This window comes from Methylacidiphilum kamchatkense Kam1, assembly GCF_007475525.1.
GTDB lineage: Bacteria > Verrucomicrobiota > Verrucomicrobiia > Methylacidiphilales > Methylacidiphilaceae > Methylacidiphilum > Methylacidiphilum kamchatkense.
On the sequence record NZ_CP037899.1, the window covers coordinates 702,525 to 722,168 of the forward strand.

Consider the following 19,644-nt stretch of genomic DNA (forward strand, 5'->3'; position numbering starts at 1 on the left):
CTGGAATGCTTTAGGCTTAATAACTGGTTTGGTCTTCTTTTGGCTCTTTTTGTTGGGTGTTAGAAAGCATTCGCTTAGTGGAAGAGATGAGGACAGGGGGGAAAAAAAGGGCGACGGTTCGTGCCAAGACAAGGATAAGAACCGCAAGACTCCATATCAAAATATGGATTCCCGAGATCTTTTCATCGAATAGTAGGAGCATGAGCTCCCGAAGTACAAAGGCCGCTCCGGCTTCCAAAAGCACGTGAAGTCGAATACGGTCAAATTGGAAATATTCGACAAAAGCGCGTAATAGCTCGAGGATAACAACTAGAGAAAGAGTCCGTTCAACAAGATCGCGAAAATTTAAATTCGCCCTGTTTTTTGCTAAACCTGGAGCTAATTCCCATACGCTACGAACGATCTCAACCGCCAATCCAATAAGAAGCAAAAAAATGATGAGATTAAAAGCAATTGCGACCGAAATCCGAAAAAAGTGGAGCAGAACTTTTTGCATTCCAGTGAGTTCCTGTTCTAAATTTGGGAAACAAACTATGGAAGATCTACAAGAAATTGTAATAATAAGCTGAGTAGCATCATCTGTCAAATGGAATACCAAGAGTTCAAAGGTGGTTTGGATTTCAAGAAACCTTTCTTATTTTAGAAAAAGAAGAAAAACTCAAGGTTAATAAGGCCAAAGCGACGATCCAGTCTCCAAACTTTTTATATAAAGTTTCGGCTGGTTGATGCCAGCGAGCTTCTCCTAGCATTATTCCTTTACATTCGACAAGTTTCCCATCTTTTTTAAGAATATTAATTATTCTTCCTCGTTGGTCTATCCATACAGATACCCCGGTGTTTGTACATCGGAGTAAGGGAGTATCCAGTTCAACTGTTCGAAATAGTGCGTTAATCATGTGGAGAAAGGCACCTGGTGAGTCCTTAAACCATCCATCATTTGTGATATCGATCATAAGATCAGGTTTTTGAACGGCCATTTTTCGTACATAACTGGCGATCGTATCTTCAAAGCAGATAAGGGGAGCAATTTTGAGTTTAGGATTATCCAAAGAAAAGATATTGGATGTTTTCCCTGGGGTAAGATCAACCTGGAAAGGAACGAGTTTGCGCAGGAATGGAAAAATGTTAGCAAAGGGAATAAATTCCCCGAAGGGAACAAGCCGATTTTTTGCATACAGTTCTAGCTCTTCTTGAGGATATTTGAGTAGGACCGCTACATTGAAAAGTTCTTCACCTGTGGCTTTAAAGGATCCAGAGAGAAAAGAAAAGGGCTGTGCTTGCTGCAGCTTGCGAATTGGTTCAAGAAGTTTTGGAGATGAAAAAAAATCCAAGCCAAACGGGCTTTCTGGCCAGCATATAAGATCTGGAAAATAGCTTAAAGATTGTCTGCTTAAAGTGATTTCTTCCAGAAAAGCCGCTTCGGGGTCGATCGTAATATTTAAATCCTGAGGGATGTTCGGTTGAATGGCTGCATACCGGAGCTTAAAAGCTGGCTGTTCCGAAGGAGGATGTAAGCGATGTGCTCCATAAAAAATACAAAGAGCTAAAAGTAGCAGCAACGACAGTAATTCTAGTTTTGGAAAATAAAAAGAATGGGAGGCAAGCTGTCGATAAAGCGATCGGAAGGAAAAGAAGATAAGTCCATTAATGGTAGCGATAAGCCAAGAAAGGCTCAGGACGCCGCCAAGGCTACAGATTTGGATAAGAAGGGGACTTTTATAAGCACTCACTCCTAGTTCATTCCATGAAAAACCACTGAATAGCCAACTTCTGACCCATTCCAATAGAATCCACAGACTAGCACCGTTTAAAGCATTGAGGAGATTGGTTTTTGAAGAGTAGGAAGAAAATTGAACAATCGGTCTTCCTAAGGCCAAAAGCCAGAGAGCTGGATAGAAAGAGAGGTAAGCAACCAAAGCAGCCGTTCCTAAAATGGTGACATAACCAATCCACCAGAAAGACAGAGAAAAAAAGAATATGCCACTAAGATAACCACTCCAAAATCTTGTCCAGGGCTTTTCCTTATAGTAATCAGCTGCGGCAAAAAGCGGAATAAGGCTAATCCAGCTGAAAAGAAAAGAAACATGAGGACTGAAAGAAAAAGCCATCCCAACCCCAGATAAAGATGGAACAATGAAAAAGAAGAAAATTCTCGCAGAGAAGATCTGTTTTGTTTTTTTTTCTTTTATTTTAAGATTTTCCATGGATGGTTTTAAAACTTATGAAAATTAAAGTGAATGAAAAAAGGAATTTTCTTTTCTTCTCCTTTTTCTCTTTTATGCGTATTCCAAAGAAATATAGCTAATGAGGATAAGAACGAAATATGTTGAAAATATTGCGTACGCATTCGTGGTTGCTTGTAGTTGTGCTTGCTGTCATTGGCGTCTCCTTCTTGCTGTTTTTTAACATACCCGCAATGAGCGGATTAAAAAATCCGTCAGTTGCCAAAATTGCCGGCAAGAGCATTTCATTAGAAACGTTCAGATTAGCTAGGCAAGCCAGCTCGATAGAGATTGCCTTGAGTTCTGGGAATCAACCTTATGGGGAAAATCTCCAGCAAATACTCGATCAAATGGCCTGGACGCGATTGCTTTTCCTACAAGCCGCAAAAGAGTTGCATTGCTTGGTTCCTGAAGAAGAAGTGGTTCAATTCATTCAGCAGCTTCCCTTTCTTCAGAAGGAGGGAAAATATGATCCTGCAATTTATCAACGTTTTGTTTCTTCCTTCTTGGTTCCACAAGGTATAACTGAAGAAAGATTTCTGCAGGTGATGCATGAAGAGCTTTTGATTGGAGAGGTTAAAAAAGTTTTAGTTGCCCCTGTAGAAGTTGTTTCAGGGGAATTAGATGAAATTTATAATATGACTTTTGGGGCTGTGCAGGTGGTTCTATTCAGGCTCAACATCGATCCTTTTATGCAAGGTCTTCAAGTGAAACCCGAAGAAATTGAAAAAGAATATAAAAGCCATTCCAAGGATCCGGAATATTATACGGCAGAAAAAAGAAAAGCGGGCTATGTGTTTTTTCCTTTTCCTCCAGAATGGCAATCTCTAAAAGGAAAAGACCTTGAAGAGGCCAAAAGGAAGCTTTTAGAAAAAGCCGAAGATTTTTCAGTAGATACTGTGAGACTAATGGAATCTTCTCAAGCTGCTGAGATTGAAAAGATAGCTAAGGAAAAAAATCTTTCTTACCGCCTTACTCCCTTTTTTTCTTTAGATCATCCTCCTACGGAGGTAGAGGAACCTGAAAAATTTGCCAAAGCCGTTTTTGAACTCTCTCAAGAAAAGCCTGTTAGTGATCCGATTGAAACTTCCAAAGGATATTATGTCATCGTTCTCCTTGGAGTAGAAAAAGGGGTGTTGCGGCCTTTTGAGCAAGTAAAATCCATCATTGAAGAAAAGCTTAAGCGAAAGAAAGCCTTAGAAGCTCTTTTCGAAAAATCGACCGCTATTGAAAAAGAGCTAAATAAGGCGCTGAAAGAGGGGAGGGACATCGAACAAGTAGCTAGGGCTCAAGGACTTTTGATAGAAAAGCCTCCTTCTTTTATTCCTGTTGATCCTCCAAAAGACTTAAAAGCCGCTGCTGAAATAGGATTTGCTTGTCAGCTATTGGAACCATCGCGGTTAAGTCGTTTTCTGCCTACACCGGAAGGTGGGGTGTTTGTGTATCTACAGAACCGTTTTGCTCCGGCATTGCCCAATGAGATGGAAATTAAAAACAAGCTTGAAAAAGATCTGCTTATGAGCAGAAGGCAAGCATTCCTAGAGGAATGGGTGTTATGGAGAAGCAAACAGCCAGGTTATATGCCTCCTGCTTCTTTGTTGCAAACCGCTAGTATACAAGATCAGTAAGTTGTTTTAGCTTTTCTCAAATAGCCGGATTCCAAAAAGAGGAGCAATTCTAAATAGAGAAATGGTAGCAAAAACACATAACGGGGTAAAAATTGCAATAGCTGGGGGAATTCTCATGCCTTGACCTAAAATCTGAAAAAAGTGGAAGATCAAATAAAAGGCGATAAGAATAAAAAGGGCATTAAAAACTCCTGCAGCCGGATGTCTGCTACTAAGTCTTCCTCCTTCTGCTAACCCAATAAGAAGAAGGACAAGGACTGATAGAGGTTCGGCAATGAGAGTATAGAATTGGACTTGATAGGGAGCAAGGAGTGTTTTTTGGATATTTCCTGGATTCTCAATCAGTTTCCATAACTCTGAGGCATTTAGATCACGCGGTTTTTTTTCAAGCGCCACCATTTGTCTGGGAGGCGTTGTCCAGGAAATAAGGGAAAGAGACTCAAAATAGGTGCTTTGAAGAAAATTACTTGAGCTGTCATAGTCGATGCGATTGACATCGTTAAGGATCCAGTGGCCATCTTTCCAGATGGCTGTACGAGCAAAGTATTTTTTCAAGTCTTTCCCAGAATCTTCTTGAACAACGACTTCAACGTCTTCTCCCTGATTTTTGACAAAATCTAGCTGGCGGAAATACCATATTCTTTTTTCTGCCTTTTCCCTGTAAATGATGCCACGGACAGCATGAACCGATCCTTTGTTTCCTTTGATATCCTCCATGATTTGATCTCTTTTTGCCTGTGAATTGCCACCTGGACCAAGCTGTAGGGCGATAAGAAAGACCGTCATAATAAGACCGATTATCAAAAAAGGGGAAAAGATTTTTTGCAATGGAACACCACAGGCTTGCATGGCAACAAATTCACCATGTCTGTGAAGCTGCATGAGAAAATAAAGAGAAGCAAAAAGGGAAGCAGGCGGAACAATCATGATCACTACGGCTGGAAGATAAGCTACATAATAATTAAAAATCTGACGCGCCGTGGCTTTGTTTTGAATGAAATCTTCTAATGATCCAAAAAGATCGGCAATGATCACAAGCGAACAAAACGCAAGGATCGTAAAGAGTAAGGGATAGAGGAAACCTTTAAAAAGATAGCGGAACAAAATTTTTTTCATTATGGAACCACTTGAATTATGATGGACAAGCTAACCCTTTTTTTACAAGAATATGGAAAAAATGTCGGTCAATTCAACCCAAATTATAGAAAGAGAACTAGAGCAGCTACGCCAGCTAGCTTCCAATATGATGATGGATTCTGTGGATATTCTCTCTAGAATTGCTGATAAACTGCTCGAATGTTTCAAAAAAAATGGAAAGCTCCTTTGTGCTGGCAACGGAGGAAGTGCTGCTCAAGCTATGCATTTTGCAGAAGAACTCTTGGGAAAATTTCGAACCAAAAGAGCGCCTTTAGCGGCTATCTCTTTAGCATCCGATGGATCCACGCTTAGTTGTATTGCAAATGATTTTGGATTTGAAGAAATCTTTTCAAGACAAATAGAAGCTCTTGGATATCCAGAAGATCTGTTGATCCTTTTTTCTACAAGCGGTAATTCTCGAAATCTCATTAAGGCGGCGCAATCAGCCAGGAATAGGGGTATGTTTTCAATTGCTTTTCTGGGAAACGGAGGAGGAGAGCTATGCAGACAGGTCGATCTGTCCTGGATCGTACCGAGTGAAAATCCCTCAAGAATACAAGAAATGCATTGTTGGGCTGTGCATGCCCTTTTAGAGATTATTGAATCTTGGAAAATCAGTATCTAATAGCTAGATAAACTTTATTATACAGGCAGATTAGAGCAGTTTTACTTTGAACAAAGGCTTATTAAAATCTACAGGCTTACCATTTTCTGCTAGCACCTCTGTAATGATCCCATGAACTTCCGCTTTAATTTCGTTCATGACTTTCATCGCTTCTATAATGCATACTACAGTATCTTCTGTGACTTCTTGCCCAACTTCTACGTAGGGCTGGGCATTGGGAGAAGGGGATCGATAAAATATGCCTACCATAGGCGAGCGAATTTCTGTAAACTTGGGAGAAGCAAGTAAAGATGGTTCTTTGTCTTTGACTTCGACCAGATGTCCGCCAGAAGAAGGAGGAGCAGAGACCAATGGAGGATGTGGAGGAAAGTCTTTTCGAAGCCTCAGTTTGATGTTTTCTTCTTCGATCTCTATTTCATTTAGATTGTTTTTTACCATCAGTTCGATAAGTTCAGCAATTTTAGCTATATCCATATCATTTGTTCCCCTTTTTTCTTAAACCGATGCTTCTCATTTTGTGCAAAATCTCTTTCCAATCAATTCATTTCGTTAATTCTATTGTATTGGTTCTTACTTGGCTGAAAAAATGTTCGGTAACTAAACATTCAACTTAGGTATTCCATCCTTCCTCTTTTTCTCTTGTTTTTCTCCAATTCTGTCAATTTTTTTCCCTTCTTTTGTACTCTTGTTTCCTGTTTGAAAATAATAAGGTTCCTTCTGTTTCCTTTGCTAGCCTTTGTTTGCTTTTTAGACTCTGTTTTTTCTCTTTTCCTTTTAAAAAGTTTGAGGAAGGAATGCGGCTTCAATAGCTAGCGATTCATCTACTGCATGTCTAAGATCTTGGTGGAGCTGCTCGATGGTTCTTATTGCCTCCACATATCTCCAGAAATTTTTTTTGGGGGACTCTTTCTTTAGTTCTTCTTGGATCTTTTGCCAGTAAGCCTGTTCAAGATGGCGCAAGAACCGTTCTCTTTTATCCATGATCTTGATATGGATTACTGTTTGGGTTTCTTCTAGGGGTTGTTCTTCTTCATTTTCCTTTTCCAGTTCTGCTTTTGTTTTTTGGACAAACTCATTGAGCAACGCCATCTTTTTGAACCCTGCGATTGGTTCTCCATTGTCGATTTGCATCCATTTTTGCACTTCGGCCAAAAGCTCTTGGTCTTCGGGCGAAATTTCAAAAGGAGAACTATTATAGACAGAAACCCGAATGCATCGGGAAAGAATGGTTGGAAATATAGACGAAGGCCTTGTCGAAGTTAAAAGAATGGTGGTATGCGAAGGAGGCTCTTCAAGGGTTTTTAAAAAGGCATTGGCCGCTTCTCCTCCTCCTAAACACATAGATTCGGCCTCTAAGATGAGGCAAACTTTTCTAGATTCTTTATAAGCTTTTAAGTAGAGCTGCTGGCAGACTTCCTTTATTTGCTGAACGCTAATGCGCTTTAATTTCGTTTGTGGACGGACGAAGTAAAAATCAGGGTGCTTCAATGGATCTCCTTCGAGCAGTTCTCTGGAGAGAGCCATCCCTACGTTAAACAACAAGGAAGCATTGGAACCGCTGAAGAGATAAGCTGAGGCGATCCTTTGGTTCAGAATCCCTTTTTTGAATAGTTGAATACAACTTTCATAGCTCAAAGACATGGCTAATCTTCTCCCATACAAGAGTTGCGATTTCCTTAGGACTTCCTGTGGCTTCCAAGATATAGAATCTTTCTGGTTCTCTGCTTGCAAGCTCTAAATAAGCCTTTCGGACCATCTCCAAGGACCTCTCAAAGTCAGCCTGCAGCTTGTCAATGCTTGGTTTTTGGCCATCTCTTTTTTTAATCCTAAACCGAGAACTTGTCACTGGAATGTCCAATAGAATCGTTAAAGTTGGCTGTATACCGGCAGTGGCCAGTTGGTTGAGTTCTTCAATGGTCTTTAGAGGAATGCCGCGGACTATTCCTTGGTATACAAGCGTCGAATCAGTAAAACGATCGGCAAGAATCCATGTATTCTGTGCCATCTCAGGCTCAATGATTTTTTTTATTAGCTCTGCTCTACTTGCTTCAAACAAAAAGAGTTCGGCAAGCGGGCAGAAGCCTATAGCCGAATGTTTTAAAAGCCTGCGTAATCGTTCTCCAAGTGGTGTGGACCCAGGTTCTCTAACGAGGATAACCTTCTGTCCCCGCTCTTCTAATCGTTTTTTTAGTAGACGAATCTGGGTTGTTTTTCCACAGCCTTCACTGCCTTCAAAACTAATAAACCGTCTTTTTACGCTTTCCATGCTTTTTGTCCTTCTGGAGTATCTTGGACGATCCAACCCATTTCATGGAGCTGCTGTCGGATCCTATCGCTTGTAGCCCAGTCCTTTTTCTTTCTGGCTTCAGATCGCATTTGAAGCAAAGTTTTAATTTCAGGAGGGATTTCCACGCTAAACTCTCCGATTCCTAAGATCGAATCAACAATTTGCCAACTTCTTTGGAGTGGTGGTAAAGGCTCTCCTTTATCCATCATACGATTGGTGTGTCTGATCCAATCGAAAAGATGACCGATTGCCTCTGTAATATTTAGATCATCCGCTAAAGCCTCAACAAAGCAGCGAAGAAAACGAGTCTCTTCTTCATATTCTTGCAGTTGGAACTGAGATTTAGGAAGGCTTTGGATGCGGCTTAACCACTGGTCGATTCTTTTGACAGCTTCACGTGAGGCTTCCATGCCCTGCCATGTGAAATTAAGGGTCTGTCGATAATGGGCAGCCGTTAAAAGATGATACCGAAGCGTCCTAGCATTGAATCCTCTTTCTAAAATGTCTCGGATAGTATAAGTATTACCAATAGATTTAGACATCTTTTCGCCCTCAACCAGTACATGTGCTACATGAAACCAGTGGCGAACGAAATTTTGTCCTGTCACAGACTCGCTCTGCGCTATTTCATTTTCATGATGAGGAAAAATAAGATCTACCCCTCCACAGTGAATGTCTATTTCCTTGCCTAAATAACAGATACTCATGGTGGAGCATTCTATGTGCCACCCTGGTCTTCCTATTTCCCATGGAGAAATCCAACCGACCTCCCCGTCTTCGGGTTTTTTGGCTTTCCATAAGGCAAAATCCCCATAATGTTCTTTTATATATTCATCAGCCAATATGTGAGATCCAGGTTTTAATTTGTCTTTTTCTAAATGAGAAAGTTTTCCATAGTCGGGAAATGAAGAGATGCGGAAATAAACTGATCCATCCTCTCCAATATAGGCATGGTCTTTGTCTATCAGTTGGCGGATAAATTCAATCATCTTCTCAATATGCTCAGTGGCCTTTGGTTGATAATGCGGCTTAAGCATATGAAGAGTTTGCATATCTTGTTCGAATGCATCGATATATTTTTGAGTATATTCGACTAGAGAAAGGCCTGCGGCACGAGAAGCCGCAATTGTCTTGTCGTCAATATCGGTATAGTTCATGGTGTGAATCACCTTATATCCGAATAATTCAAGAGCTCTTCGAAGAAGATCCACACAGAGAAAGGTTCTAAAATTGCCGATATGAGCTAGGTTATATACGGTTGGTCCGCAAGCATACATGGTTACCTGCGGAGGATTGATCGGCTCAATAGGCTCTAGTTTGCGTGAAATGGTATTGTACAAAAGAAAAGGAGGAAGGGGAAAAGAGAATTTCATTTTTTTTTTGTTGTTGAAAAAGGTTATTTTTTCAATCTTGTTCCTCATTAAACAACAGATTGGTTCATTTCTTTTCGCTTCTGGAGCACATAAAAGATTTCTTCGGCTGGGTATCCCAAGATTTCGGAAAGGGTAGGATGATAAAAAGGCATATGCAAAAGATCCTCAACTTTCCCTCTAAAATACATGCACGTACTTACTATATGAATCAACTCTGAAGCATGAGGACCTATAATGGCACCGCAAAGAATTTCTCCAGTGGAAGGCTCAGCATAGATTTTCACAAACCCTTGTTCTTTCCCTTCGATAATGGCTTTTCCATGATCTTGGAAAAAATACTTAGCGTTTATTGTTTCACCATTTCGAGGTAAAAGACCTACCATTGCTGTTTCTGGATCAGTAAAAACAACTTCCATTGTCAAACGTCTTGAAATGACATGGGAAGGTTCTTTACCCGCAAGGATTTCAAGAGCGTTTTTAGCTGCAATTTCTCCTTCTTCTCTGGCAATGTGCACGATTCCAAAATTGCCCGTAGCATCCCCTGCGGCAAAAATATGGGGGATGGAAGTCTGCATTTTATCATTGACCTCAAGCGATTGAAAATCAGTATGAATCCCTATCTTTTCTAATCCAAGGTATTTTAGGTTCGGCCTTCTTCCAAGCGCATAGAAAATTTCTTTAGAGAAAACTTCCTTCTTTTTTCCTTTAAAAAAGAAAGAAACTTTTTTCAACCCATTTACAGTAGAGACCGCTTCAATTTGAGTATCGCTAAAAACAGTAATGCCCTCGGCTGTGAAACAATCCTTGAGGCATTGGGAAACTTCTGGATCAAATTGTTTCAAAAGCCTAGGGCTTCTTTGAATGATTGTCGTTTTGCAACCGAGTCGAGAAAAAAATTGGGCAAATTCACAAGCAACAGGTCCACCGCCCAAAACGGTTATGCTTTCTGGCAAATGCTCCAGTTCAAGTGCTGAATCACTTGTAAGGAATCCAGACTCCATTAAGCCTGGAATGGGCAGTGGATCAATGATTGAGCCAGTCGTTATGATGATAACATTTGCATAGAGGAGTTGCTTTTCCCCATCTCTTCCTATTATTTCCAATTCGTTTGAGCTCTTGAAAGAAGCTTGGGCTCGAATGAAGTCTACTGGCAATGAAAGGATCTCTTCTTCTCTATATTTAGCAAACGTCTCGACGAGTTTTCTTTTTCTCCATTGAATCTGCTGCATATCCGCTGAAATAGCCTCTACTTTCAATCCAAAAAATTTGGCTTGTTGCAAATCCCAAAATCTTCGACTTGATTCTATTAATGTTTTTGAAGGCATACAGCCTTTGAGGATGCAAAGACCCCCAATCTTTTCTCCTCCTTCGATCAGGGCGACTTTGATTCCCTGTTTTGCGGCTATAGAAGCAGCAGCAAAACCCGCGGTTCCTGCACCGATGATGGCCAACTGGTATGATCCCTTCATTGAAAATCCTAAATTTTTTTTTATGCAATCTTTCTTCAGGGCTAATCGGTAAACAGAGAGAAAAAATCTTTTACACAAGCAAGGTCTTTAAAAGAGTAATCAGGTTTGTATTGGTCAAGCTCCTCCTTGCTGAAGCCTCCAGTAGCCACAGCAATCGAAGTAAAACCTGCAAATTTAGCGCAAAGAACATCATGGGGAGTGTCTCCCACTACCCAAAAATTCTTTTTTTCAATGACTTGACCGAACATTGCCATAACAAGCTCAGCAGCCATACTGGCTAAATAATTTCTTGATTCATGAAGATCACCGAACAGCCCAAAAGAGAAATAGGTCCATACCCTATAATAGGAAAGTTTGATCTGAGCAGCTTTTCTGAAATTACCTGTCAAAAGCCCCATTTTGACAGAAGAGATAGTACTTATTGTTTGCAAAATATCTAATATTCCTGGACAAAGCTTCCCTGTATCCTGACTAGTAAGTTCTTCCCGGAGAACTTTCAAATAATGATTTCTGTAAATGGAAAGGTTTTCAGGGGTCCATGGCACCTGGCATCTATTCAAAATTTGTTTTGCGATCATGAGATCTGTTCTTCCCCGATAGTCTAGTTCTTTGGGATGCACCTCTATATTATACAGTTCATTGATAGTCCGAAAAATGGCTCTTACTCCGCTACCACTAGAATGGATAAGAGTGCCATCGATATCCCATAGAATGATATGCTTTGTTTTTGGCATGAGATGGTAATGTTATAATTGCAGCCTTAAGCTTTTAGAATCCAAGGATAGAGTATCCACAGTCAACGTAAATCGTTTGTCCTGTAATGGCTCTGGATTCATCTGATGCTAAAAATAAAGCAACCGATGCCACTTCTTTGGCTTCTACATTTCTTTTCAATGGAGATTTAGTTTCACATTCTTTTAAAAACTTTGTAAATCCGCTGATTCCTCTTGCAGCTAATGTGTTTATTGGCCCAGGACTTACAGCATTGACCCGTATCTGATCTTTGCCAAACTCATAGGCCAGATACCTCACGGAGGATTCAAGAGCCGATTTTGCGGGCCCCATAATCTTGTAATTTGATATAACTTTTTCCGAACCATAATAGGATAAAGTCAGAATACTGCCTCCATCTCTGAATAAGGTTTTGGCTTCCCTTGCTAAGGCTATAAAAGAATAAACACTGATTTCAAAAGTTTTTAAAAAATCTTCTCGAGTGGTCTCATAGAAGTTTTTTTCTAGCGCTTCTTTTGGAGCAAAAGCGATAGAGTGGAGTAAGAGATCGATTTTAGGAAAATGTTTTACAGCCTGCGAAAAGAAAGATTTGATTTCTTGTTCATTACTGACATCACAGGGAAAAGCAAAAGAAGGAGGACTAGGAGGGAGTTCAGAAAGGAGAGCTTCCACTGGTTTCTTTAGTCTTTCTCCTTGGTATCCAACGATCAAGTTGGCTCCGGCCTCATGCCAGGTTTTGGCAACGGCCCAGGCGATGCTCCATTTATTAGCAACACCAAAGACAAGTGCATTTTTTCCTAATAGAGGCTTATAATTCATAATAGGATCCTTAATGAAGAAAACAAAATAAAATATAAAGAGCAAATTTTAAATCAGTAAGCACAATCCCGTCTTTTTTCAAACGAGTCGTTCGATATTTTTTCTGAGATGTAGATCTAGAACTAATTTCTGAACGAAGTTCGTCCATTCTTTTTTCTCAGCATTTCAAATGGAACGTTCATTTCAAATCATTGGCTATTTATTTATATCAGAAATCTTTCCTAAAACTAGCCCTACTTTCCAATTAATAGCCATAATTATTTGAATCTACGCCATTGCTACAGATTTTCCTTGGTCAATGGAAGTAAAGATCTTCAGAAATTTATCTTCTCAGGAATAGGAAAGAAAATGGGAAGAGCTAGTATTAGATTAGTTTAGAGACAGACTGCGAGCCTACCACATATAATAAGAAATAATAAGAAAATACTTTGATTTTTTTCATTAGCAGGTTTGGTTTAGTAGCGGTCTTTGCTTTTATCCTTATGCATTCCTTGCCTACTCTAAGATAAAAAATGAGAAAGAGGTTTGTTTATTTGCTGTGGCTCGAATTGTCCAAAAGTTCTGACTGTTTACAATCGGAAATGGATGGAGAGGAAGATCATTTTGAAAGTAGGAGCAACGCATGCCATGCTAGAACAATGTTAGCAAAGGTCGTTCCTAGCTTCATACAGAAGCTAATTAATAGGTTAAAACTGTTAATTTTTTTAATACTTCTCTTTCCAAAAAATCTTTCAATATATTTTCTATATTAGGAGATTATATAGATTTATCATTGTCTTTTGAATGCATTTCATTTATTAGTAGTATGGCGCTTTTGGTGAAGAATCAAAAAGTGATAGAGATTCAGGTCTATTGATCTGGATCGCAAAGTAATGAAACGAATACTTATTTTGACGGCTGGTTTTGGAGAAGGTCATAATACTGCGGCACGGAATATACAGGAAGCCATTGAACATCTGGAGCCGGACGAGGCGATTGTTGATCGGATTGATCTTTTTGATACCTGTTATGGCAAGTTCAGCGATCTGTTGCGACAAGGCTATCTAACAGCCATTAATCGTGCCCCATTAATTTGGAGAGGGATTTATTCCATCTTTGATCGTACGAGTTTTATAGAAGACGTACTGGTGGCTTTTGCCAAAATGAAGCAGGCCTTGGACTGGTTGCTGAGAGAAATGCAACCTGACGTCGTGCTGTCGACATATCCTTTCTATAATTTTCTGATAGAAGAGATCTTTAAGGACGGGAAGGAAAAAAACTTTGTTCAAATAACCGTCATCACTGATTCAATCACCGTCAATTCTTTTTGGTATAGGAGTTGGAGCGATTATTTTGTAGTGCCTAATAAAGATACGGCTAGCATTTTAAAATCAGCAGGCATAGCTGAGGAGAGGATTCTTGAATTTGGTTTTCCTGTCCAACTTGAATTTTTGGAGTATGCTCAAAACTCCATGCCTTTAGAACCCCTACAACAGCCCAAGATTTTATATATAATCAATTCGGGAAGGAAAAAAGCATCAAAAATTATTGATCAACTCTTATCCAGGAAGAATTGGGAAGCAACGATCGTTGTGGGAAAAGACGAAAAGCTCTTTTGCAATATTGCTGATCATGTTAAAGGCTTTGAAGAACGGATTAAAGTTTTGGGATGGACAGATAAAATTCCCGAGCTTTTGCTCAGTCATCATGTGGTTATTAGCAAAGCAGGTGGTGCTACGGTGCAGGAAGCTATCGCAGCTTGTTGCCCAATGATTATTCCACAAGTTGTTCCTGGTCAAGAAGAAGGAAATTATGAATTTTTACGGAGATACGAAGTGGCTTGTTTTGCTGAAAAGCCATCGGATATCGGATCAGCCCTGGACTTTTTATTTGAAAACGAGGCTAAGCATTGGAAAAAATTAAAGAATAATCTTAAAAAAATTAGCAAGCCAGACAGCTCTCTTAAAATAGCTCAGTTTGTCCTAGAACAATCTGTTTTGGAAATAGCTTCTTCGAGGGTTTTCCCTTTTCCTGGGAAAAGGCTTGAAAATATCCATTTTTCGGTGACCCAAGCGAAAAGCTCTCAAGCGTTACTGTGCGATTTTCATATTCATTCCACTTATTCTGATGGGAGGTTATCCATAGGAGAGATCGTGGATTTTTATGGACAGCGCGGTTTTGATTGTATCTGTGTGACCGATCATCTGGTTGATAGAAAAAGATTGATCGGTAAGTTCTGCGAACTCACTGGGCTTGTATTGACACCGACTAAAGTCGGAGAGTATTTCGAAACGATAGAGAAAGAAAAGAAAAGAGCATGGAAAAAATATGAAATGATTCTCTTCTGCGGAATAGAATTTAACAAAGACGGATATAGTCCAAAAACCTCTGCGCATCTACTGGGGATCGATCTTAAAAGCCCAATTGATCCATGCCTTTCGTTAAAGGACATTATTGCTGAGATCCATAAACAAAACGGCCTTGCTGTTGCCTCTCATCCACACATTTTCCAAAGTGTTTGGGGGCCGAACACTCTATTTTTATGGGAAAATCAGGAAGAATATGCTCCATTGCTTGATGCCTGGGAGGTGGCAAATCGGTATGATCTATTTTCTCCCATAGGCTTAAAAAAACTGCCTTTTATTGCCAACAGTGATTTTCATAAGCCAAAGCACATCCATTCCTGGAAAACAATCCTCCATTGTGCAAAAGACGCGGATGAAATCAAAGAATGTATTCGTTCCAATAGGAATGTTGCCATAACCCTTTACCGGGATCACAAGTTCGGCACGATCTTTCAAAAGAAGGATATTGAGCTGGAAATTGCCTAACGCTTCGTTGAGTCGAATGATATTGCCTTCTTGCGCTCCTTCTTCCACCGAATTCCAACTATTAAAACGGCTGCTTGCCAATAGGAATTGCAAGCTTGCTTTCCGTGATCTATTAGCAGCAGTTCAATCAGATGAAAAGGAAGTGTGGGAAAGTCTTTGCAGGTTGCAAGAACAAGGGTTTGTCATTAATTGCTCTCCTGTAGTGGGGATATCTCTTGAGGATCCTTTACCAGATATCCTCCATCCGGTAGAACTCCAGATTCTGTTGGAAAGGCGGGAGTTTCACATCCGTTGGAAACCAGAAATTTTCCAAGTAATTGGTTCGACAAATGACGAAGTAATTAAGCAGGCAAAGAGAGGGGCTAAGGAAGGGCTTGTTGTCGTCTCTGATAGACAACTGAAGGGAAGAGGAAGACAAGGTCGATCATGGGAATCTTTCCTTCCCTTAGGTCTTTATATGACAGCGCTATTGCGACCAAAGTGGCCAGTAGCCAATCCTCAACAATTGGCTATCTTAAGCTCTCTTTCTGCGGCGGAAGCCTTATTTCAAATGGGTTTGAAAACTGTGGCTATTAAATGGCCTAATGATATCGTTGTTGGTGCTAAAAAGCTTGGAGGAATACTGATAGAAATCGATCGGGATGAAGGTGGAAATTGGTTTGCTGCAATAGGCATTGGAATTAACCTGAATCAACACACAATCCACTTTTCAGAATCCTTGCAAGCAAAAGCCACCTCCTTTTACTTGGAGACAGGGAAAAAGGTGCGGAGAGTGGAGCTTTTGATTGAAATCCTCAGTCAACTAGATCGGAATTCGCAGCGATCTTTTGGCGCAATCAAGTCATTGTGGGAAAAAAGAATGGTGCAGTGGAATGAGAAGGTTGTTTTCGAAGCAAATGGTCAAAAAATGGTAGGACGAATGATAGGTATTGATGAAACAGGTTGTTTGCTTATTGAGAGTGAAAGTGGAAGCATCCAGAAAATTTTTTCAATTTGAGCTGGTGCATGTCGGTCAAGATATGGTCTTAGAATAGGGGCTAATGATCCAGAAAGAATAAAAAAAAGGTCCACCAAAAGTAAAAAATGCCCTTTTTTAATTTCTAGAATTAAAATAGAATAATAGCATGGTTGCAAATCCCAAAAGGTGGCCAGGATCCGGTGGAGGAGATCCTGGTGGCAGATGGGATAAAGAGAATAAAACGATAATTTTTATCTTTTTATTTTTGTTTATTCTTTACATGTCGGCGCTATTTTTTCGAATATGGAGAACGTTTGGATGGTGGTAGGATACGAGTTTTAAATGGCTAGACAAATGTTCTTTATTTGAATTTCTTTTTTTTAAAGCTAAACAGCACTAGGAGAAAATGCCTATGATTCCACTGGAAGACAACTATATCGATGTGATTGGGAAAGCGCAGAGAGGGCTAAACATCAGTGACGAAGAGCTAGCAAAAAGGGCGGCTGTGCCTTTCGAAAAACTCCAGAAGGTGAAAGAAGGAGTGTTGGATGAGGAGGTTTTAGCAAGAATTGCTCCAGTGCTTGGTCTTGGGAAGAAGGCGCTTTTGGATCTAGCTAAAGGGTTATATTACCCAAAAGATCAAGGGGTTATTCCTGGCTTCTTTCACTTTAATACGAGATGGGAAGATATGACTGTTAATAATTATCTTTTATGGGATACGACGACAAAAGAGGCCGCGGCTTTTGATACGGGAGGCAATTGCACCGAAATGCTTGATGCGATTAAAGTCCATGGGTTGCGCGTAAAATTCATTTTGTTGACGCATACGCATGCTGATCACATCGCTGAGCTAGGAAGGTTGAAACGGGCTGTAGAGGCTCCTGCTTATTGCTGTCAACTTGAAACTATTCCTGGAGCCGAGCCGTTCTCTCCAGGCAAGACCTTTCAATTAGGTAGTTTGTCCATTAGCTCTTTTCTTACTAATGGTCATTCCCCCGGAGGGGTTTCTTACTATGTTACTGGAGGCAAGAGAAATCTAGTCATTGTGGGTGATTCGTTATTTGCTGGCTCGATGGGAGGTGGTAATTATTCCTACACAGAGGCCTTAAAGAACAACCGAGAAAAAATTTTAACCCTGCCTGACGACACGATTATATGTCCTGGTCATGGGCCTTTGACAACGGTAGGTGAAGAAAAAGTTCATAATCCTTTTTTTGCTTTCAATTGATTAGAAAGTTATGAAATGATGCAGTTGCATCTAAGGGTTTTCTTTCCTAAAGAAAGAAAAATAATGAATATAAACTTAAAAAAGGAGGTACAATGAAACTAGTTCCCTTAATTGGATCTGGAGTTGCCGGTCCGCTTGGTGTGCTGCATTTGCCAAGAATGTGGCTGAAATGTATCCTGGCTGCTAAAGGCATGCTAGCTGATGGTTATCCCGACCTAGGTAAAGGGTTTGATGCGATGACCATGAGTGCTCTTAATCTCACTGAAGATGAAGTGCGAAATTACATTAGAACCAATCTGCCAAGCTATACGGAATTTGAAGCTTGGATCGTACAAAAAAATGGTGGAAAGATTGATGGAGCCAAGGTTGCCGCTCACAATAGGGCTGTTTTGCAGTATCATCATGACGCGGAGACAAAGAAAGCCATTTTGGAGGAAGCAGGTCTCAAAGACGATGGCTCTATGCCAGATGCCGTGACTTTGAACGCTATCGATGATTTTACCTGTTTCCATAAATGGCTAAAAAGCCAATAAACCTATAAGCTTCTTTAAGAGGCTAAGAAAGGCTAAGAGCTCTTTTCTCTTAGCCTTTTTATTTTTATTGTTTATATTAATAATTCATTATCAATAGTATCATGCGATCATTGCAAAAAAAAGGGCTTGAGGTTTTGTTTTGTCTGTGGGGAATAGGAATTGGCTTATGGTTTTTGTCTTTTAAGTCTTATGGAGTGGAGAAACTGAAAATTCTTACATCTATTGCGCCCCTGTATTGTTTTTGTGTCAACATTGGAGGGGATTATGTCACAGTGAAAAACTTGATCTTCTTTGGCGCAGAGCCGCACGAAGTTTCGCTATCTATACGGCAGATGCAAGAAATCAGAGATTCGGATTTGATTGTTATTAATGGATTGGGAATGGAAAGTTGGTTGGAAAAGGGGCTCAGTTCAGAAGAAAAAGCAAAAAAATTGTTGTTTCCACAATAGGGATAGAACCTATTCCTTCTGTTGGCTCTCTTAATAAACTTCCAGCCAATAGCCCTTATTCTTTTAACCCGCATGTTTGGCTTGATCCTAACTTGGCTATTCAGCAAGTGGTGAACATTAAAAATGCGTTATGCCAACGGGATCCACTCCATTCAGAAGCCTACGAAAAAAATGCCGCTTCCTATATATTCAAATTAAAAGAAATCGATCGGATGTATCGAGAAAAGCTTCAAGAGATCGCACAAAAAAAAGCCTATTTCTTTGATGACTCTTTTATGTATCTGACAAAGCGTTACGATATCCTTGTAGCTGGTATTCTTGAAGAGTGCGGCCAAAGAGAAGGCCTGTCTCCTAGAAAACTTGCAACCGCCATTGAAACAATGAGGAAAGAAAAGATACCTTTCTTTTATACTCCTTTTTCAAAGAAAGCTCTTGTCATGGAAATCATCAAAGAAAGTCAAACTCGCAGCGGAGAAATCGATTCGATGGAGAGCGCCAATCCTGATCCATCTGTCTATGAGACGATAGCAAAAAAAAATTTATCGGTTTTGGTAGACGTTTTTGGAAAGAAGAACCTTTCTTGGTTCCATAACTTTGAGGTCTGTGCCGATGGAAAAGAGCAGAATTAAAGCCCCTGAGTCAGTTTCTTTCTTCCCTAGCCAACAAAAGCTTCTTTTAAAGGCTGACTCCGTTACGATTGTTTATACAGAAGAATCGGCCGTTGAGGATGTCAGCATGGAAATAGAAAGAGGAAAGATTGTGGCTCTCATTGGCCCGAATGGGGCAGGGAAGACAACACTACTGAAATGTTTTGCTGAGATCATTCAACCCAAAAAGGGGAGCATTTGGCGCCGGCCTGGGCTCGTCATTGGTTATTTGCCTCAAAGACCATCTATTCCGCGGTATCTGCCGGTAACGGTTGAAGAGTTTATATCGCTGAGGCTTGGAAACTATCAATTGCTTAATGGATTTTTTGGAGGAAAAGAAAGGAAAGAGAAGATCGCTGAGCTTTTGAAATGCTTTAAGGCTGAAGATTTACTCGAAAGAAGACTACAAGAGCTTTCGGGAGGAGAAATGCAAAAGGTAATGGTTGCTTCTACCCTGGCAAAAAATCCTGACTTGCTCCTATTAGATGAACCGTTAACTGGAATAGATGCAACTGGTGGCATCGAATTTGATCAACTACTTCATGAGCTTAAAGAAAAAAAAGAAATAGGCACAGTGCTTGTGAGTCATGATTTACAACTGGTCTCGCATATAGCCGATTGGATCTTTTTTTTGAACCATCGGGTTCTTGCCCAAGGTAAACCTTCCGATGTACTCCAGGAAGAAAAACTTGCCGCTGTATACAATCTTATTCATGGCAGATAGAAA

At 40.1% G+C, this 19,644-nt stretch carries 17 protein-coding genes and 1 pseudogene; 8 read left to right on the forward strand and 10 right to left on the reverse strand.

Going from position 1 to position 19,644, the window contains the following annotated elements:
- Positions 1-16: 16 nt before the first annotated feature.
- Both kam1_RS03290 and lnt read right to left on the reverse strand, forming a co-directional pair.
- On the reverse strand, positions 17-496 hold the full coding sequence (locus kam1_RS03290; RefSeq protein WP_039721350.1) for a phosphate-starvation-inducible PsiE family protein: 480 nt from the start codon (positions 494-496) through the stop codon (positions 17-19).
- Between the two features lie 124 nt (positions 497-620).
- The gene (gene lnt, locus kam1_RS03295) at positions 621-2,204 is read right to left on the reverse strand and encodes an apolipoprotein N-acyltransferase (protein WP_143958249.1); all 1,584 of its coding nucleotides are present in this window, start codon (positions 2,202-2,204) and stop codon (positions 621-623) included.
- 119 nt (positions 2,205-2,323) lie between these two features.
- Here lnt and kam1_RS03300 point away from each other — a divergent pair, with 119 nt between their 5' ends.
- Complete coding sequence (locus kam1_RS03300; protein ID WP_039721135.1) at positions 2,324-3,850, forward strand: peptidylprolyl isomerase; 1,527 nt, start codon at positions 2,324-2,326, stop codon at positions 3,848-3,850.
- 6 nt (positions 3,851-3,856) lie between these two features.
- On the opposite strand, the gene kam1_RS03305 is transcribed toward kam1_RS03300, so the two are convergent.
- Positions 3,857-4,966, reverse strand: coding sequence for an LptF/LptG family permease (locus tag kam1_RS03305; RefSeq protein ID WP_039721134.1), 1,110 nt, complete (start codon positions 4,964-4,966; stop codon positions 3,857-3,859).
- Between the two features lie 61 nt (positions 4,967-5,027).
- On the opposite strand from kam1_RS03305, the gene kam1_RS03310 reads away from it, so the two are divergent.
- Complete coding sequence (locus kam1_RS03310; RefSeq protein WP_039721349.1) at positions 5,028-5,612, forward strand: D-sedoheptulose-7-phosphate isomerase; 585 nt, start codon at positions 5,028-5,030, stop codon at positions 5,610-5,612.
- Positions 5,613-5,642: 30 nt separating this feature from the next.
- Here kam1_RS03310 and accB read toward each other — a convergent pair whose 3' ends face one another.
- From accB to kam1_RS03345, 7 genes are all read right to left on the reverse strand, one after another.
- Positions 5,643-6,086 carry an acetyl-CoA carboxylase biotin carboxyl carrier protein gene (gene accB, locus kam1_RS03315; protein WP_039721133.1) on the reverse strand — a complete coding sequence of 148 codons (444 nt, stop codon included), beginning with the start codon at positions 6,084-6,086 and terminating at the stop codon, positions 5,643-5,645.
- A 300-nt stretch (positions 6,087-6,386) separates the two neighbouring features.
- Entirely contained in the window at positions 6,387-7,253 is an 867-nt protein-coding gene (locus tag kam1_RS03320; RefSeq protein WP_039721131.1) for a DNA replication protein, read from the reverse strand.
- On the reverse strand, positions 7,237-7,878 hold the full coding sequence (tmk, locus tag kam1_RS03325) for a dTMP kinase (RefSeq protein ID WP_039721130.1): 642 nt from the start codon (positions 7,876-7,878) through the stop codon (positions 7,237-7,239). Before tmk ends, kam1_RS03320 begins: the two co-directional genes overlap by 17 nt.
- Positions 7,866-9,272 (reverse strand): cysteine--tRNA ligase, encoded by a 1,407-nt coding sequence (cysS, locus tag kam1_RS03330; RefSeq protein ID WP_039721129.1) that lies wholly within the window; start codon positions 9,270-9,272, stop codon positions 7,866-7,868. The genes tmk and cysS overlap by 13 nt, the downstream gene beginning before the upstream one ends.
- 47 nt (positions 9,273-9,319) lie before the next feature.
- Positions 9,320-10,741, reverse strand: coding sequence for a dihydrolipoyl dehydrogenase family protein (locus kam1_RS03335; RefSeq protein ID WP_039721128.1), 1,422 nt, complete (start codon positions 10,739-10,741; stop codon positions 9,320-9,322).
- A 41-nt stretch (positions 10,742-10,782) separates the two neighbouring features.
- Entirely contained in the window at positions 10,783-11,475 is a 693-nt protein-coding gene (locus kam1_RS03340) for an HAD family hydrolase (protein ID WP_039721127.1), read from the reverse strand.
- Between the two features lie 34 nt (positions 11,476-11,509).
- Complete coding sequence (locus tag kam1_RS03345; RefSeq protein ID WP_039721126.1) at positions 11,510-12,292, reverse strand: enoyl-ACP reductase FabI; 783 nt, start codon at positions 12,290-12,292, stop codon at positions 11,510-11,512.
- 872 nt (positions 12,293-13,164) lie between these two features.
- On the opposite strand from kam1_RS03345, the gene kam1_RS03350 reads away from it, so the two are divergent.
- The 6 genes and pseudogenes from kam1_RS03350 (at position 13,165) to kam1_RS03375 (ending at position 19,641) form a co-directional block, all read left to right on the forward strand.
- Positions 13,165-15,102 (forward strand): UDP-N-acetylglucosamine--LPS N-acetylglucosamine transferase, encoded by a 1,938-nt coding sequence (locus kam1_RS03350; protein ID WP_039721124.1) that lies wholly within the window; start codon positions 13,165-13,167, stop codon positions 15,100-15,102.
- Positions 15,083-16,099 (forward strand): biotin--[acetyl-CoA-carboxylase] ligase, encoded by a 1,017-nt coding sequence (locus kam1_RS03355; protein ID WP_235276980.1) that lies wholly within the window; start codon positions 15,083-15,085, stop codon positions 16,097-16,099. Before kam1_RS03350 ends, kam1_RS03355 begins: the two co-directional genes overlap by 20 nt.
- Before the next feature lie 373 nt (positions 16,100-16,472).
- Entirely contained in the window at positions 16,473-17,288 is an 816-nt protein-coding gene (locus kam1_RS03360; RefSeq protein ID WP_039721123.1) for an MBL fold metallo-hydrolase, read from the forward strand.
- Between the two features lie 92 nt (positions 17,289-17,380).
- Positions 17,381-17,821 (forward strand): hypothetical protein, encoded by a 441-nt coding sequence (locus kam1_RS03365; protein ID WP_039721122.1) that lies wholly within the window; start codon positions 17,381-17,383, stop codon positions 17,819-17,821.
- Between the two features lie 101 nt (positions 17,822-17,922).
- A pseudogene (locus kam1_RS03370) lies at positions 17,923-18,899 on the forward strand (metal ABC transporter substrate-binding protein).
- Complete coding sequence (locus kam1_RS03375; RefSeq protein WP_143958250.1) at positions 18,880-19,641, forward strand: metal ABC transporter ATP-binding protein; 762 nt, start codon at positions 18,880-18,882, stop codon at positions 19,639-19,641. Before kam1_RS03370 ends, kam1_RS03375 begins: the two are co-directional and overlap by 20 nt.
- The last annotated feature ends 3 nt before the right edge of the window (positions 19,642-19,644 follow it).